Source organism: Amphritea sp. (genome assembly GCF_016744155.1).
Taxonomy (GTDB): Bacteria; Pseudomonadota; Gammaproteobacteria; order Pseudomonadales; family Balneatricaceae; genus Amphritea.
The window spans coordinates 67,463-83,710 of record NZ_JADGEW010000004.1 but is presented as its reverse complement, the minus strand read 5'-3'; the positions used below and the strand labels follow the sequence as shown (position 1 = coordinate 83,710).

The 16,248-nt window shown below is 45.7% G+C and carries 18 protein-coding genes; 9 read left to right on the top strand and 9 right to left on the bottom strand.

The features are described 5' to 3' along the window. Positions 1–6 precede the first annotated feature (6 nt). The 4 genes from QZZ54_RS05210 to QZZ54_RS05195 form a co-directional block, all read right to left on the bottom strand. Positions 7–1,569, bottom strand: coding sequence for a SulP family inorganic anion transporter (locus tag QZZ54_RS05210; RefSeq protein ID WP_290699826.1), 1,563 nt, complete (start codon positions 1,567–1,569; stop codon positions 7–9). Between the two features lie 79 nt (positions 1,570–1,648). Continuing rightward, positions 1,649–2,203 (bottom strand): nucleoside deaminase, encoded by a 555-nt coding sequence (locus QZZ54_RS05205; RefSeq protein ID WP_290699823.1) that lies wholly within the window; start codon positions 2,201–2,203, stop codon positions 1,649–1,651. Between the two features lie 12 nt (positions 2,204–2,215). Continuing rightward, on the bottom strand, positions 2,216–3,325 hold the full coding sequence (gene dinB / locus QZZ54_RS05200) for a DNA polymerase IV (protein WP_366645146.1): 1,110 nt from the start codon (positions 3,323–3,325) through the stop codon (positions 2,216–2,218). A 46-nt stretch (positions 3,326–3,371) separates the two neighbouring features. Beyond that, positions 3,372–3,653: a helix-turn-helix domain-containing protein gene (locus QZZ54_RS05195; protein WP_290699821.1), complete on the bottom strand. Its 282-nt coding sequence runs from the start codon at positions 3,651–3,653 to the stop codon at positions 3,372–3,374. A gap of 227 nt (positions 3,654–3,880) precedes the next feature. Here QZZ54_RS05195 and QZZ54_RS05190 point away from each other — a divergent pair, with 227 nt between their 5' ends. From QZZ54_RS05190 to QZZ54_RS05175, 4 genes are all read left to right on the top strand, one after another. Then, positions 3,881–4,069, top strand: a complete 189-nt coding sequence (locus QZZ54_RS05190; RefSeq protein WP_290699818.1) for a hypothetical protein — start codon at positions 3,881–3,883, stop codon at positions 4,067–4,069. Positions 4,070–4,199: 130 nt separating this feature from the next. Continuing rightward, complete coding sequence (locus QZZ54_RS05185) at positions 4,200–5,915, top strand: lysophospholipid acyltransferase family protein (RefSeq protein WP_290699815.1); 1,716 nt, start codon at positions 4,200–4,202, stop codon at positions 5,913–5,915. 86 nt (positions 5,916–6,001) lie between these two features. Continuing rightward, on the top strand, positions 6,002–6,703 hold the full coding sequence (locus QZZ54_RS05180) for a VWA domain-containing protein (RefSeq protein ID WP_290699812.1): 702 nt from the start codon (positions 6,002–6,004) through the stop codon (positions 6,701–6,703). Between the two features lie 110 nt (positions 6,704–6,813). After that, complete coding sequence (locus QZZ54_RS05175; RefSeq protein ID WP_290699810.1) at positions 6,814–7,416, top strand: DnaJ domain-containing protein; 603 nt, start codon at positions 6,814–6,816, stop codon at positions 7,414–7,416. Between the two features lie 53 nt (positions 7,417–7,469). On the opposite strand, the gene QZZ54_RS05170 is transcribed toward QZZ54_RS05175, so the two are convergent. After that, positions 7,470–8,591, bottom strand: a complete 1,122-nt coding sequence (locus tag QZZ54_RS05170) for a hypothetical protein (protein WP_290699808.1) — start codon at positions 8,589–8,591, stop codon at positions 7,470–7,472. Positions 8,592–8,730: 139 nt separating this feature from the next. Here QZZ54_RS05170 and QZZ54_RS05165 point away from each other — a divergent pair, with 139 nt between their 5' ends. The 5 genes from QZZ54_RS05165 to QZZ54_RS05145 all read left to right on the top strand — a co-directional run bounded on the left by QZZ54_RS05165 (position 8,731) and on the right by QZZ54_RS05145 (position 13,560). Further along, complete coding sequence (locus tag QZZ54_RS05165; RefSeq protein ID WP_290699806.1) at positions 8,731–9,615, top strand: fumarylacetoacetate hydrolase family protein; 885 nt, start codon at positions 8,731–8,733, stop codon at positions 9,613–9,615. Positions 9,616–9,830: 215 nt separating this feature from the next. Then, positions 9,831–10,211 (top strand): hypothetical protein, encoded by a 381-nt coding sequence (locus tag QZZ54_RS05160; RefSeq protein ID WP_290699804.1) that lies wholly within the window; start codon positions 9,831–9,833, stop codon positions 10,209–10,211. Between the two features lie 79 nt (positions 10,212–10,290). Then, positions 10,291–11,670: a HAMP domain-containing sensor histidine kinase gene (locus QZZ54_RS05155; protein ID WP_290699803.1), complete on the top strand. Its 1,380-nt coding sequence runs from the start codon at positions 10,291–10,293 to the stop codon at positions 11,668–11,670. Continuing rightward, the gene (locus tag QZZ54_RS05150) at positions 11,663–12,184 is read left to right on the top strand and encodes a hypothetical protein (RefSeq protein ID WP_290699801.1); all 522 of its coding nucleotides are present in this window, start codon (positions 11,663–11,665) and stop codon (positions 12,182–12,184) included. The genes QZZ54_RS05155 and QZZ54_RS05150 overlap by 8 nt, the downstream gene beginning before the upstream one ends. Before the next feature lie 2 nt (positions 12,185–12,186). Further along, a complete protein-coding gene (locus tag QZZ54_RS05145) occupies positions 12,187–13,560 on the top strand; it encodes a sigma 54-interacting transcriptional regulator (protein WP_290699797.1) in 1,374 nt (457 codons plus the stop codon). A 92-nt stretch (positions 13,561–13,652) separates the two neighbouring features. On the opposite strand, the gene ybaK is transcribed toward QZZ54_RS05145, so the two are convergent. The 4 genes from ybaK to QZZ54_RS05125 all read right to left on the bottom strand — a co-directional run bounded on the left by ybaK (position 13,653) and on the right by QZZ54_RS05125 (position 16,178). Beyond that, positions 13,653–14,126 carry a Cys-tRNA(Pro) deacylase gene (gene ybaK, locus QZZ54_RS05140; protein WP_290699794.1) on the bottom strand — a complete coding sequence of 158 codons (474 nt, stop codon included), beginning with the start codon at positions 14,124–14,126 and terminating at the stop codon, positions 13,653–13,655. 26 nt (positions 14,127–14,152) lie between these two features. Further along, entirely contained in the window at positions 14,153–14,686 is a 534-nt protein-coding gene (locus QZZ54_RS05135) for a hypothetical protein (RefSeq protein ID WP_290699791.1), read from the bottom strand. Positions 14,687–14,696: 10 nt separating this feature from the next. Further along, positions 14,697–15,236, bottom strand: coding sequence for a YSC84-related protein (locus QZZ54_RS05130; RefSeq protein ID WP_290699789.1), 540 nt, complete (start codon positions 15,234–15,236; stop codon positions 14,697–14,699). A 63-nt stretch (positions 15,237–15,299) separates the two neighbouring features. After that, complete coding sequence (locus QZZ54_RS05125; protein ID WP_290699786.1) at positions 15,300–16,178, bottom strand: LysR family transcriptional regulator; 879 nt, start codon at positions 16,176–16,178, stop codon at positions 15,300–15,302. Positions 16,179–16,248: the final 70 nt, after the last annotated feature.

Here is a 16,248-nt window from a genome sequence, read left to right as displayed (position 1 = left end):
GAGCCCCTAAGCCAGCTTGTCATCCGCCACTTTATAGTCGGGATCTTCAGCACGGTTAATCTCAACCACACTGCCAGATTTTTCAAGTAACTTAATGCACTCAAAACTCAGGTGACGGATATGAATATCGATGCCCGCTTTTTCATACCGCTCAACCAGAGAATCGATAACCTCAATGCCTGAGTGATCCATTACGCGGCAATTAGCAAAGTCGATAATCACCTCTTGTGGATCAAACTTTGGCGTAAAGTTATCCCTAAAAGTCTTCACTGAGCCAAAAAACAGCGGGCCGTTTGGCTTATAAATCTTAAGAAAACCGTTGTTATGCATGCTGGTCTCTACCAGCATGTGCTTGGCATGCTTCCAGGCAAACACCAATGCCGATACAATTACACCTACAATTACGGCGATAGCCAGATCCGTCAACACAGTAACAACTGTAACGGTCACAACCACAATCGCATCCGATGGCGGAATCTTACGCATCATATTAAGACTAGCCCACTCGAATGTTCCGATAACCACAATAAACATTACACCAACTAGTGCAGCCACAGGGATAATCTCTATCCAACTGGAGCCCACCATAATAAACAGCAGCAGGAAAAGCGCTGCGGATATACCCGATGCACGCCCTGTTCCGCCGGAGCTTATATTAATCATGCTCTGGCCAATCATCGCACAACCGCCCATACCGCCAAAGAAGCCGGTCGCAACGTTAGCAACGCCCTGACCTACGCACTCTTTGTTACCTCGGCCACGGGTCTCAGTAATTTCATCAATCAGGGTTAGAGTAAGAAGGGATTCAATCAGACCAATTGCGGCCAGAATCAGCGCATAAGGGAGGATGATTTTCAACGTTTCCAGGTTGAGATCAACCATAGGGATATGAAACTGTGGGAGCCCCCCTGCTATGCTCGCTGTCGCATCACCCGTCATATCAACAAGCACATCCTGCACACTGCGGGCAGAATCAATATCCAGACCGATAACGATGCCTGTCACAGCCAGAATCGCAACCAGCGTCGATGGAACCGCCGTCGTCAACTTAGGTAGAAAATGGATAATCGCCATCGTCAATGCAACCAATCCTAGCATGACAGCCATCTGTCCACCCTGCATCCAGCCCAACACGCCGTCGGCATCAGCAATCTGAAACTGCTTCATCTGGGCGAGAAAGATAACAATAGCCAAGCCATTAACAAAACCCAGCATGACAGGATGTGGCACCATTCGGATAAACTTACCTAAGCGAAATATTCCTGCCGCAATCTGGAGAATACCCATCAGTACAACAGTGGCAAACAGGTACTCAACACCATGTTGTGCCACCAGACTAACCATCACTACCGCTAATGCACCTGTGGCTCCGGAAATCATACCCGGACGACCTCCGATAGAAGCAGTAATCAGTCCCACCATGAACGCAGCGTAAAGACCGACCAAAGGGTCAACACCAGCCACAAAAGCAAAAGCCACAGCTTCCGGAACCAGCGCCAGCGCGACCGTAAGGCCTGACAGCACGTCGGCTTTCATACTTTGAGAACGTTTATAGATCAACTGCAGCATAATAGAACGCTTTTCCTGAGAGAGTGGGAGGCTGGATAAAGTGCGCGATTATAGCATTGTGCAAGCGCACAAAACAGAGCTAGGGACGGATATGGGATAGGAGTTTTTTACGTAGCAAACTCAGATTTGTTGTCGCTATATCAGCAGCCAGATCCCTGACGGCAGAAGAGATATGCGCTTCATAATGATTTTGTAACTGAGCCAGGTTTTTCCAGGCCGGTGGAAAATGCTCAGCGTGACTCACCATCCCGCCATAAGAATCTGGCACCATATATCGTATTGAAGCTATCCCTGACAGAATCAACCGAGCCAGACACATTGGACAAGGTTCAAGGGACACCAACATGGTTAACTGAGCAGGAGGGTAATCTAGCCCCCGCTCCAACTGATCAACCAATAGCATCTCTGCATGAGCGCTACTACTGTAACCAGAACTGAATACCCGATTTTCAGCTTGAGCTATTACCTCTCCCTGGGAATCAATCAGAATGGCAGCGACACCATAATTACCCTGTTCTAGCGCGTCGAGTGCTAACCGGCAACAGTAGAGACCATTAACATCATCACGGTAGCCAGATTCAGACTGTAACCGGTCCAACCGCTGAATAAGCTCAGCTACAGGAAATGCCGCCATAGGCCTGCCTCTTTATTCTATCAATCTAAGCTGTTCAACAGACTGAGGATTTCGCGGTTTAAGCCGGTAGCCAACCCCAATCAACCTTACTGCCTTATCACCCCGAAGCCATGCTTCACGGCACAGATGCTCATAGAGCGCCAACGGACATTCAGATGCACTTTGCTCAACAGTCGTCTGAGTAAAGTCGGAAAACTTCAGCTTTATAACCGCTCCAGCTATCTCGCGCTGCTTACTGTGCTTTTGAAAACGTTGTTCAAGCTCCTCAAGCATAGCAGGTAACTGATCGGTACAACTTTGCTGATCTGGTAAGTCACTTGAAAACGTATGTTCCACGCTGATCGACTTACGTTCACGACTCACACGAACAGGACGGTCGTCTTCACCTCGGCTCAGCTCATAAAGCCGCTTGCCGAATCGCCCAAAACGGTCTACTAAGTGCGCCATACTTAGTTGACGAAGATCTGCACAGGTTTCGATGCCCATCTGCTGTAATTTTCCAGAAGTCACCTTTCCTACACCATAGATTTTTTTTACCGGTAATTGCAGAATAAATGCATCCATCTTATCCGGAGTGATAACACAGAGCCCATCGGGTTTATTCCAATCACTGGCAATTTTAGCTATGAATTTATTCGGCGCCACACCGGCAGAAATAGTGATACCAACTGTTTTACTGACCCTTTGCCTTATCTCCTCTGCAATCAGGGTCGCGCTCCCCCCAAAAGTAGAGACCCCGGTTACATCAAGGTAAGCCTCATCCAGAGATAGCGGTTCAATCAGATCAGTATAGTCAGCATAGATGGCCATAATCGCCGCAGAAGCCTGGCGGTATTTCTCCATGCTGCCGGGGATGACGATAAGGTCAGGGCAGAGCTTTAAGGCATGGGCGGTTGCCATTGCCGAATGAATTCCAAACTTTCGGGCCTGATAATTACAAGTAGATAGCACCCCGCGACGATCAGAAGACCCGCCAATAGCCAGGGGAATATCTCTTAGAGCTGGATTATCCCGCATCTCGACTGCGGCAAAGAAACAGTCACAATCACAGTGGATTATTTTTCGTTGAAGCTCATCTGTCAGCTGATCTATCACTAATGGCGGCCCGGAACTTTCAATCAGTAAATCCAAGCCTACTATTAAATACTGTACAAAAAAACAGTTATTTTTACTCTAATGATTTTTTCACGTTATCAATATTTTGATCTAGCCAATCTGGATTAATCGCTCCCCACTGGTCAATCACATAATATCCATCGTTATTACGACGTCCATCCTGCCTGAAATAGATATTCACACCCATTCCTGGTATCGCTTTAATAACATCCTGAATAGTTCGACGAGGCCAGCCTGTTTCAGACATCAGAACGGGCACGCTGGGCTTCTCCAGAGTAGAAACCAGATGAGCAATCAGGAGGCGGCGAGCAAATGTTGCATTCAGTGTGTCCATTGAAATTCTATTCCCTTAGATAAAAGTTAAGCATAGATAGCAACTATAATTTTGATGTTAGCAAAGCGGAGCGTCAAGGTAACCAGATCAAAAACATTGTCCCTGAGCAATTAATAACTAAGTAAAAAGCACAAGAAGGCATCCAGAGCCCCATCGAGATATGGTTAAATTAGCCAAAGACGAAGTAACCTTCTATTCTGTAAGTAATTAATCGGAGGAAACTTCAGATGGAAGCAGATTCTAATAAAGATCAGCTAGAACAGCACAACCCTTTGGATGAGAGAAGGTCATGCAAAGACCGCCGAGCAGGTCTTGATCGGAGAAACCTTATTCGCTATGAAGCTGGTCGAAGAAAAAACCATGGTCGCCGAAAAGAGGATAAAGACCCCTGGAAGGAGTCACTGGAATTTGATTAACCTGGTAGGGTCAGATAGCAAAATCCAACAATAACTTGCCCTGTCACTAAATCGTCACTTTTTTGCCAACTCACTGTCACGAAAATATCATAAATTTCAGCAGTGAACTGTAACAATAAGGGCGATAAAAGTGATAAACGTTGAACGGGTAATAATCGAAAAATACCCATCTTTTACATCTAAACCTACTGCCATTCGAAACACAGTGCTGTTTATTTTACGGCGGTTATTTCACGAGCAAGAAGTCAATAAATTTCTGGATGAGAATCGCAGTTGTCAGGGATTTGATTTCATTGACCAAGTACTAGACTACTTCAATTTCACTTACAGCTTAACCAATAAAGACCTAATGAACGTTCCCTCCAGCGGACGAGTTCTTATTATTGCAAACCATCCGCTAGGCGCCCTCGACGGGCTCGCATTGTTGAAAATGATCGGCGAAATTCGTAAAGATGTCCGCATTGTGGCGAACGACATGCTTGCCTCATTTTCTCAGTTAAGCCCTCTACTCCTTCCGGTTGATAATCTTAATCGCTCTACGCGGAAGCACGACATCGCCAATATCAATAATGCACTGCATAACGAAGAAGCAGTGATTGTATTCCCCGCTGGAGAGGTATCGCGTGCTGGCGCAATAGGTATTAAAGACAGCAATTGGAATCAAGGATTTCTGCACTTCGCAAAAAAAACAAATAGCCCTATCCTGCCGATCTATATCGGAGGTAAAAACTCTTCACTGTTTTATACCATATCAAGCATCAACAAGACCCTGGCCGCACTGCTGCTTCCCCATGAAATGTTTAATAAGCACTCGATGAATCTGACATTTAAGGTAGGTGAATCCATTCCCTACTCTCAATTAGAGAAGCTACCATTACCGGGTAGCGAAAAATGCAAACTGGTCCGTAAACATCTATATCGATTGGCCAAAGGGCGTAAACCCCTGTTCAAAACTGAAAAAACCATCGCCCATCCGCAAAACCGCCAAGCCCTGAAAAAGGAGTTTAAGCAGTCTGAACTACTTGGTGAAACAGCCGACGGTAAGCGAATCTATCTATTCAATTATCAGGCCGATTCTGCCGTTATGCGCGAAGTTGGTCGCCTCAGAGAGTTATCGTTTCGCTGTGTTGGTGAAGGTACCGGTAAAAATCTCGATTTGGATCGTTATGACTCTCACTATCGTCACCTGATACTCTGGGATGAGGAAGAACTAGAGATCGTTGGCGCTTACCGTCTTGCCGAGGTCTGGAAAATGAATAGCCGTGAGGACAATCAACTATACAGCTCTACCCTATTTAATTACTCACCAGCAATGCAACAGTTCTTCGAGCAGGGAATTGAACTGGGTCGCAGCTTTGTCCAGCCGAAATACTGGGGTAAACGTAGCCTGGACTATCTCTGGTATGGCATAGGTGCTTATCTGAAGCGCCACCCCGAGGTACGTTATATGTTTGGCCCTGTTAGCCTGAGCAACAGTTACCCTCAACACGCTAAAGACTTGCTGGTGTATTTCTATAGCCTCCACTTCCCCGATAATGACTCCTTGGGCAAATCATTCACCCCATACAGGCTCGAACCGAAAGTAACTGCAGATCTACAAAAACTTTTCACCGGCGCGGACTACAAAGCGGATTTCCGGATACTTAAGCAACAGATGGACTTCCTTAATTGTGCGGTACCTACACTCTACAAACAGTACGCTGATGTCTGCCAGGAAGGCGGTGTGCGCTTTCTCGACTTCGGAGTAGATGCTGACTTTAATTTCTGCGTTGACGGCCTGGTGTTAGTTGATATGGACTACCTTAAAGAGAAAAAGCGAGCCCGTTATATTAGCGATAAGCGCTGATCATTTAGTTATTTAAAATAAGGGCTGCAAGCCCCCCTGTTTTCTGCCAGACTTTGAGACAATATAGTCATTTAGGTCTGACCAAGATGAAAGACAAACGCTCACTGCGGCCAGTTTCCAGTGATCAGGAGATTGACGCTTTCCTGCAACAAGCGAAGCAGCTCAGTGTTTCTTCTCAGAGTAGCGGACGACTTATTTTCGCTCTGGATGCTACTGCAAGTCGTGAAAGAACATGGGATCATGCCTGCCACCTACAAAGTGAAATGTTTCTCGAAACCAGAGAGCTGGGGCAACTATCTGTACAACTCTGTCACTATGGCGGCATAAACAACTTCAGCGCGAGCACGTGGCTACAGAATACCGATAGTCTACTTCAGCAGATGAACCAGGTTCACTGCCAGGGTGGTCATACTCAGATTGCGCGCTTACTTCAGCACACCCTTAAGCAAACCCGACAACAGACCGTACAAGCGGTCATTTTTATCGGTGATTGTGTTGAAGAACCCGTAGATTTTCTCTGTCAGTTAGCAGGCCAGTTAGGCATTCATTCAACGCCTCTGTTTATTTTTCAGGAAGGGCGAGACATTACGGCGCAGCGAGCTTTCAAGCAGATGGCAAAGCTTTCAGGGGGGGCTTACTGTCGCTTTGATGATGCCAGTGCTGCAACGCTTAAAGCACTTCTCGGTGCGGTAGCCGTGTATGCAACCGGTGGTCGTCAGGCACTTTTAGAGTATGCGAGAAAAGGCAACCCGGACATCCTGCAGTTAAGCCATCAGATCAAATCATAAAGGCATCTTCTTTGAATCCTATCGTACTAATTCTACTCAGTTTACTATTACTAGGCTGGTTTTTATGGCTAAGAAGCAAGCCTACCACTCAGCAACGCAAGGCAAACCTGATGCTACTTCTTGGAGTGTTAATTGCCACGGTCTTCTACCTGACCGTCACAGGGAAGCTACACTGGGTTGGAGCTCTGGTGGCTCTATTATTACCTTTTGCCCGCCGACTATTACCTCTACTCCCCTTTGCCGGAAAGATTTTCAGGCATTACCAGGCAAACAAACAAACTAACGGAAACAACTCAGAAGTTAACAGTCGTATCTTAAAAATGAACCTGGACCATGACACTGGCTCTTTAGACGGCGCAATACTGGAAGGCCCTTTGCAAGGTAGACAGCTAGATAGTCTTAGTGAATCTGAGTTTATTGAGTTATTGAATTTCTGCCGCCAGAAAGACCCTCAATCAGCACGATTACTCGAAACTTATCTGGATAAGCGCTTTGGAGACAGCTGGCGGGGAGATGATAAAACCGGAACAGAATCTGAACTATCCGAAAAAGACAGAGCCTATCAGATTTTAGGACTTAATCCTGATGCAACCAAGCAGGAGATCATTGAGGCTCACCGTCGACTTATGCAAAAGCTTCACCCGGATCGAGGCGGCAGCGATTATCTGGCAGCGGAGATAAATCAGGCTAAAGATTTACTGTTAAAAGATTAACAGAATGAATGAAAGCGATTAGAAACTAACAATATTTTTGTTCCTATAGCGCTTCATTCAATGACGATAATTTCGTTCAATAGCTCATCATCAATATCTGCTGGAAGAACGGTCGAACCAATCAGTTCTGATTTTTTCATATCCGTGGCGTCAGTCACCCCCCCAGGCTTAGCACGGGAGCCCAGCAGCTGCCCACCACTCAAACCCGATGGGCGCCAGAGTTTAAAAGAGGCGCCCGCAGAGGCATAACGCTCTGAACCAGTCTGCAATATTAACTGCCCCTCTCTCCCTAAACGAAATAACATCAGATATTCGTTTTCTCTGGCATCAAGCATACTGAATATAAGCTTTCCCGATTCAAGATATTGCCAGGCGCCGCGTTCCGTCACTGCGTTTCCTCGTGAGTCCCGGGTAACCAGCTGTACCCGTTTATCTAAAGAAAGCTTAAACATCACCTGGTATTTCCCCTCAGGTTGATACCAGTAGAAGCCACTGAGAAACTCAGCACTGGGCTGACCTTTACGGGCGCAACCTTTGTACAGATTGCCAAAAAAAGTCATCTCTGCCCTAAACGGCAGCACCGTACCATTTTCAGGGTCAATACAACGCTTAGAAAATATCTTTATCTGAAGTGGCTGCGCAACCTTGGTTCTTTCCCTATATATATTCGCTATTAATGGATCTTCAGTCGATTCTTCCTGGGTAAAGAAGTGATAGCTTCCCGCCGGTTTAAAACTTTTAACCGAGGTCATCTTCGAACCAATATCAGCAACCCAGTAGGGTGAACTGCTAGCCACTCTGAATTCAATATCCCTGAGCTGAAAATCACATGTAGAGGCGGTACCGCCAACCGTATCCAACTGTTTGACCAGAAGATTACTTTCATGCTCAGGGTCTACAGCGCCCTGTAATTCGATATAAAGCTCCTCTTTACTATCCAGAGTAAACTGACGATAAAACCCCGCCAACTCCTGTTGCTCAGTATAATCTTTAAGCAACCACCAAAGACGTTCATTACAGGGCCTGAACCAGAGTACTCCCTGCTGCTCAAGCATCACCCCAGAAAGTGATTTTATCGATAGAGCAGTAGGGAAACTGCGCATGTTCTGTGCAGCACAGCCCCCCAGCATCAGCAATACGATAAAAGCGGTTATATGAAAAGTAAATCGGGTCATAACTATCCGTAATTCAACAAGAAACAAACTTTAGTCAGGGCGTTAGCATACCCCTCAACGACCGTATATCAAAGAGGCCCTGACGCCTGAACATGGAATTTGCTACAGTAGTGAAAATGAAGAAAACTGGAAAACTCAGATGAAGTTAGCACGATATACAGACTCAGGTGGCGAGCAACTAGGAATTGTACATTCGGACAGAATATTTCCAATCCCCGGCGATATTTTCAAGGGATCAATGCCAGAATTACTGAGTCAGTTTTCTCAATTAAAGTCTAGACTTCAACAATTGACAGACAATAATTGTGATTCAATGAGTCTTAATTCAGTGCAATTACTGGCTCCTATCCCGCAACCAGAAAAGTTTATCGGGGTCGGGCTTAACTATGCTGATCACATAGCAGAAACCGGCTTAGAAACACCAACATTCCCGACTCTATTTAATAAGCAATCCAGTTGCGTGACTAATCCAGACGCTCCTATATACCGGCCACATATTTCCGACAAGCTGGATTACGAAGGAGAACTGGCCTTTGTGATCGGGCAGTACTGTCGCAACGTTAGTGTGGAAGACGCGCCCCAGGCCATTGCCGGTTACACCATTGTCAACGATGTCTCAGTGAGGGACTGGCAAATAAAATCACCGACCTGGACACTAGGGAAGTCTTTTGACAGTCACGGACCAATGGGCCCCTGGATAGTAACTGCCGACAGTCTGGATCCTCATAATCTGGAACTAAAAACCTGGGTAAATGACGAGCTACGACAACACTCAAATACCCGCAATCTGATTTTCAACTGCTATCAACTGGTTGAAACTCTTTCTTCAGTCTGCACCTTAAAACCAGGTGATGTCATTGCAACCGGAACCTGCAGCGGCGTAGGCGTTAAAATGAAACCCCGTGGCTATATGAAACCCGGTGACAAGGTAACTATTGAAATCCAGGGAATAGGACAATTATGCAATCCTGTTGAACAGGAAAGTGAGCACAATAGTTTCATTAGCCAGCATCCCCTGTCGTAAATCCATAACCATACAACTAATTGATTTTAAAGGATATTTAATCTTAAGCCGTTTTATAGTCGCACTTAAGAGACAATAATTCAAATTTAGTCCATACTATCAGTAGGCATCTCTTTCGAACAAATATCTTAAATCATTGTTTTAGTTGGAGTTTATTAAACAGGGCCTGATAATTGCTTATATCGCGGTGACTTAGCACTTACCGGGAGATAAACATGCGTGCTGCAATTGTATTATTGGCGATGACCTTTACCGCATCACTGGCCCAAGCCGAAACAGAGCAAAAACTTGAATCGACAAAACTGGAACGATTGTCCAATACCGAAGTTATTGAACATATCCGTTCTGAACTTCCTAAGGAAAAAAGTGTTATCCAGAGGACCCATTACCTTTCAATGTTTGAGTCTCTGGATAGAAACCGAGATGATGAGGTTTCATTAACAGAGATGCGTCGCCACCCAACACTGGCGAGCAGTTTCCATAAACTGGATATCAATAATGACGGAGTGCTGAACCGGAAAGAGATACAGCCCCTTCAAGAGGAAGTTAAGGGACTGCGAAATATTCTGACGTTAACAGCTCTCAGGATTATTTAATTTTTTATAGCTGAAGGATCATCGCTTTATCAACAATTCAAATACTGTCAGGGGGTCTTCTTTACAAACCCGATCGCTGATGCAACTGGTGGTGCTAGCTTTTTTTCTGGTAGTTGCACCATTAGGCATATTGATCTACCAAGCAACCGACTCTATGGTGACACTTTCGCGCCAGGGTCGTGAGCATGCAAAAGAAGCGCTAGACTTCTTCAGTCGCAGCCAGCACCTGAGAGAGCTGTCTGGTGATCTGGTTCGATCCGCAAGACAGTTTAACGTTCTTAAGAAAACTGAAATCGAAGATCGATTCCGAGACCAGCTGTCTGAATATAAAGAGTTACTACAGCTCCACAGCTTTCTGATTGATTCCGGCAATATTGAAACCATTTTTATTCTGATCAACGAGATGGAAGAACGACCTCTGGAAAGCACCTCGACGGAAACCGTCAGCGCCTTGGTTCCACTAACCCAAACTCTCTATGACGACACACGGAAGAAGCTTGATCAGCGATTAGAATATTTGAATGCGAAAGCAGAAGAACAACAAAACCTACTTTGGCTACAAGCCGGACTTCTTATCACCCTGTCGACCATCCTCATTCTATTTTTCAGTATCAGAATAACTCAACCCGTGAAGCAACTAATGCTAAGAATAAAAGCATTAGGCCATGGACGACTAGACATGTCCGAACCTTTTAATGGGCCCAAAGAGTTTCTTGCACTTAACCAGCAATTAGAATGGCTGGAAACACATCTTCAGCTGCTGGAACAAGAAAAACAGGCTTTCTTAAGGCATATGTCCCATGAATTAAAAACCCCTCTGACTACACTGAGAGAAGGTACTGACTTGCTTGCTGAAGAGCTCGCCGGCCCGCTAACAGAAAACCAGAAAGAGATTATCAATCTGATGCAGGAAAACAGTTTTTCCCTGCAGTCCCTTATTGAACAGCTACTTGATTACAATCGACTGCAGCATGGAGGAGAGCATGAAATGCAAAACCAGCCTATTCTGCCAGTCATTAATGAATCGCTGGCATCTCACCAGCTGTTACTCCGCCAAAAACAGATTAAGGTCACACTCCCGAAACAGGATTCTCCTTGGGCCGTTGATAAAGGTCTGCTACAAAGAGCTTTGAGCAACCTAATATCTAACGCTTCGGTTTATGGAAGCGAACACGGGGAATTAAAAATATCCTTGATGACAGATGACAATAACCTGACAATAGACATTGGTAACACCGGCCCTGAAATTCCCGAGGTCGATCTGGGTAAATTATTCGATCCCTTCTATCAAGGCGTCAATAAGCGACAGGGGTCTGTTAAAGGCTCCGGCATCGGATTAAGCATTGCCCGTGAATCGATAAGAGCGATGGGCGGCAACCTAGAACTTCACAACAATCAGGATGGGTATGTCAGTTTTATGATCAGTCTTCCAAGACAAGGACAAGCTACAGATGAGTAAAACGCTGTTAGCCGTATTTACAGTTATAGTCATCAGCGGTTGTCAGGTACAGCAGCTACTTCCAGCGCTGCCTGCTATAGATAAAGATCCAGATACAGCTTATTCCTGCTCCGTTGGCAGCATAGAGGAATGGCTTATGCTCGAACAACAATATCAGCAGTCCGGGACAAAAGGTAAAGCAGAGCTGTTGAAACAAGCGAAAGAGAATAACACGACAGCTATCGGGGCTATTCTGCTCAGTCAGCCAGAGAACACTACAGCACAATTAAAAAGATCAATTGAACTATTTGAGCAGCTTGAACTCGATAAGACACCAGATTGTGATGCTGAACATTACCTGCTAGTTCGCCACCAATATACTCAGGCAGTATTAACCCTGCAACGTGCCTTGAATACCGCTGATCTTGAACGCAAAAAGTTATCCGCAGAACGGGATACACTGAAGCAACAAATTGATGCATTGACCCGAATTGAGAATGATCTGTCTCGCCAGAAAGACGGAGAGGAGAAGTAATTATGAAGCCGACTCAACCACTCATCCTGATAGTAGATGATGACCCGGGTATCCTGAAAGTACTTAGCCTGCGATTAAGCGCTTCCGGCTTTCGCATCAATACCGCTAATTCTGGGGTGGAAGCCCTGCAGCGAATTAAAAGCGAGCTACCAGATTTAGTACTAAGCGATTTGCGAATGGATGGTATGGATGGCATGGCTCTGTTTTCCGCTATTCAGGATGACCATCCTGCGCTTCCTGTGGTGATTATCACCGCCCACGGCTCTATTCCCGATGCCGTTGAAGCGACTCAGAAAGGTATTTTCGGTTTTCTGACTAAGCCTATTGATAAAGAGCAGTTACTCAGCACCATCAACTCTGCACTTGAATCTGCCCATTCGCCTGATGAAAGCTGGCGCAGCGCCATAGTGACACAGAGCCCACTGATGAATGAACGCCTTAGTCAGGCTGAACGGGTTGCAAAGTCTAACGTCAGCGTTCTTATCACTGGCCCAAGCGGCACAGGTAAAGAATTGATGGCGAAAGCGATCCACAATGCCAGCGATCGTGCTAAAGAAGCTTTTGTAGCGATTAACTGCGGAGCACTACCAGAACAACTGCTCGAATCTGAACTATTTGGCCATGCCAAAGGCGCATTTACCGGTGCAGTAACCCAACATGAAGGTCTGTTTCAATCAGCTCAGGGAGGCACCCTATTCCTTGATGAGATTGGTGATATGCCGACCTCTCTGCAGGTGAAACTATTACGGGCTATTCAAGAACGGATTATCCGACCTGTAGGCTCTACTCGTTCTATCGAAATTGACGTCCGGGTAATTTCTGCTACCCATCGCAACCTTGAGTTGGCGATGGAGGACGGCGAATTCCGTGAAGACCTGTATTACCGCCTCAACGTGGTGAATCTGGATCTGCCACCGCTACGTGACCGTCCTGAAGATATTCCTCTTCTTGCCCGTTACTTCGTAGAAAAATCGGCCCAGCGTCACAACCCTAAAGTAAAAGGGATCTCTCCTGGAGCGTTACACATTCTCGCCCAGGCGGCCTGGCCAGGCAACGTCAGACAATTGGAAAACGTGGTAGAACAAACCGTTGCCCTTTCTGGCGCGCCCATCATCAGTGAAGGACTGGTTAATCAGGCGATCGCTAATCAAGATCGCGTTATTCCCTCCTTTAACGAAGCCAGAGCTAGCTTTGAAAGAAGCTATCTGACTAAAGTAATGCATATCACTGCAGGTAATGTGACACAGGCAGCGAAAATAGCACAACGAAACCGTACTGATTTTTATAAGCTGCTGAATAAGCACAATCTTGAAGCATCTCAATTTAAACCAGGCCGCAAGGCGACTGAATATATCGAGCATAAAAAAGCAGGGTAGTCTCAACTTCCTGTTTTAGCTCAGTTTTGATAGCTCAAAAAAAGCCTGTCGTTAATATTTAACGACAGGCTTTTTTATATTGATGATGCTTATTACACTCCGATGCCCGCAAGGCTTCCACCTGTCAATCGCAGCAGGTCAGCGGGTTGAAGCTCTATTTCCAGCCCTCTTTTCCCCGCACTGACAAAAATGGTTTCGAAAGATTCTGCGGTATCATCCAGCAGGGTTGGTAATCGTTTCTTCTGTCCTAACGGACTGATCCCTCCAACCAGATAGCCTGTGCTACGCTGAGCTTGTTGCGGATCAGCCATGGTTAGCTTCTTAGCTTTCAGTGCCGTAGCAGCGGCTTTAAGATTCAACTGTCCGGCTACAGGGACTATCGCTACCGCCAACTGCCGATTGTCCCCATTAACCGCCACCAGCAGCGTTTTATAAACCTGTAGAGGGCTTATATTAAGAGCAGCTGCTGCTTCTCCCCCATAAGAGTCATTGCCGGGATCATGGCGGTATTCATGGACACTAAAGCTGATTTTTTCTTTCTTCGCTAGATTAATTGCAGGTGTCATCTTGTCACTTACTCATTTGTACTGCCTTACATACCGTCAAGAATATCAATAACATCAATGACAGTAGCATCTCCTTCAAGGACTTTAATCACCTTGTGGCCGATCCTGCGGTGTTCCTCACCCGCCACCCTGCCAAGCACTGAATCAAGATCATCTGGCAACGGTTCAGACCGGCTATACAGGTCGTTGTCCAAAACTTCACCTACAGCAACTTTGTTCTGCCACCCTGGTGGTAACTGGCCACCCCGTTCCAGTTTCTTTTGTAAACCTGGAGGGATCCTTTTCTGCTTATTTTTCCCTTTGCCCTGTTGAGTACTTTGTTCACCCAGATAATATTCACGAACGCTACGCTGCTCTTCATGATTAAACCGGCTAGCGCTGCCACCTCGTTTTGAGTCCTCATCGGATTTAGAGTGATGCTTATCTGAAGACCCCTTGTGATGTTGCATTTCACTCTGGGAGCTAGACTTTCCCGCTCCGTCAGGTTTTTTTGCCAATACCGCAACCGGTATGGACATTAAACTCGTTGCTAACAAACAACAAAATAATTTGCTTCTCATAGAATAATTCCTAACGGCTAATTGGCGATATTTTAGAACCTTCAATGCTTAGATTATACATCAGACCTTTATTGGAAAAGATGAAACCAATAATAGGCTGCTGAATAGTATTCGAATCTATTTCGCCCCCCGCACCCAGAGTCGCTATCGCTACACTTCCATCCACCCCGGCTTCCCAACCATCGCTATTACGAAATTTACGCAGCGCTTCCTCTGTCATGAATAATAAAATTTCAGATTTTAGCTGATCCCCCAGCTGAAAACCGATAGAGGCTGAAGCGACATTATAGTATGCCGTTGTTTTACCCCCTTCACGTAGCGCACCTTCACCATACTCCCCACCGATACCAATACCCGCTTTAATAACGTCAGGAAAAATCAGTACCGCAGTAGCTTTTTGAGCTAATTCCTTTCCTGCAGGACTGTGCCGATAGAATTCTTTTAGCGCCTGATTAATCTTTGCGTTAATCTCTTGAGCAGAAGCTGCTTGTGAATGATCAGGAGAGATCATTATTAGAGAAATAAAGAGCAAAGTGATAATAGTTTTCATCTGTACACTCCATACCTAATGATTTAAAAAGTATGGGCTACGAATACATAGACAGCAATGTCATCAAAGAAACAATCCATGGTCTTCAGCAATACACTCACGCAGCCAATCAGTAAACACTCTAAGCCTTTGCAACTCTCTGAGCTCGGGATGTTGGAGCAACCATAGTTCACGTGTAGGTGAACTTTCACTGAGCCGTTCCAATTTGAATTTTCGCCCGAGGAAACAGGGCAGATAGGCTAATCCCAAACCTTGATTTACCGCCTCAACAGAACCCAGACCTACATTAACCCGCAGGGCAACTTCTGCATTAGCATAATGACTCTGCTGCCAAACAGCTTCAGGGAGTTGACTGTATGACTCTTCCAACGTGATCCAGGGATAGCCCCCTAAATCAGACTGAAAAGCACTATCCTTTCTACCAAAAACAGCATAATTAAGGTCGGTTAACTTGCTGATCACCAGATTACCTGACTGCGGGCGCCCCATACGAATCGCTAGGTCAGCCTCTCTGCGAGTCAAACTCAGTTGCTGCGAATCAGCAATTAGCTCTACTTGAATACCCGGATACAACGCTCTGAATTCAGGCAATCTAGGCAAAAGATATCCGTTAATAAAAGTACTGACTGAAGTAATCCTGATAACACCCTGTAGCGATTGATTACGGCTATCAAGTCGCTGCGCAATGCCTGCCGCTTGCTGTTCGACTGCTTCAGCCAAAGCAAGGATAGCCTCAGCTTCATCTGTCGGAAGAAAACGATTTTGCTGACGAATAAATAGCGTATTGCCCAGGTCTTGCTCTAACTGACGAATTCGCCGAGCAACAGTTGTACTGTTTACCTTGAGCGAATTTCCTGCCCGGCTGAGTGAGCCGTAACGGTATAGAGCAATAAAGTATTTCAGATCATTCCAGTTCATGCTGCAATTTTGCATTATCTGCATGCACATTTCTACATTTTATGTGCATTAGTGCAGGTATACACTGATATCAGACTTATAATAACAACCATAA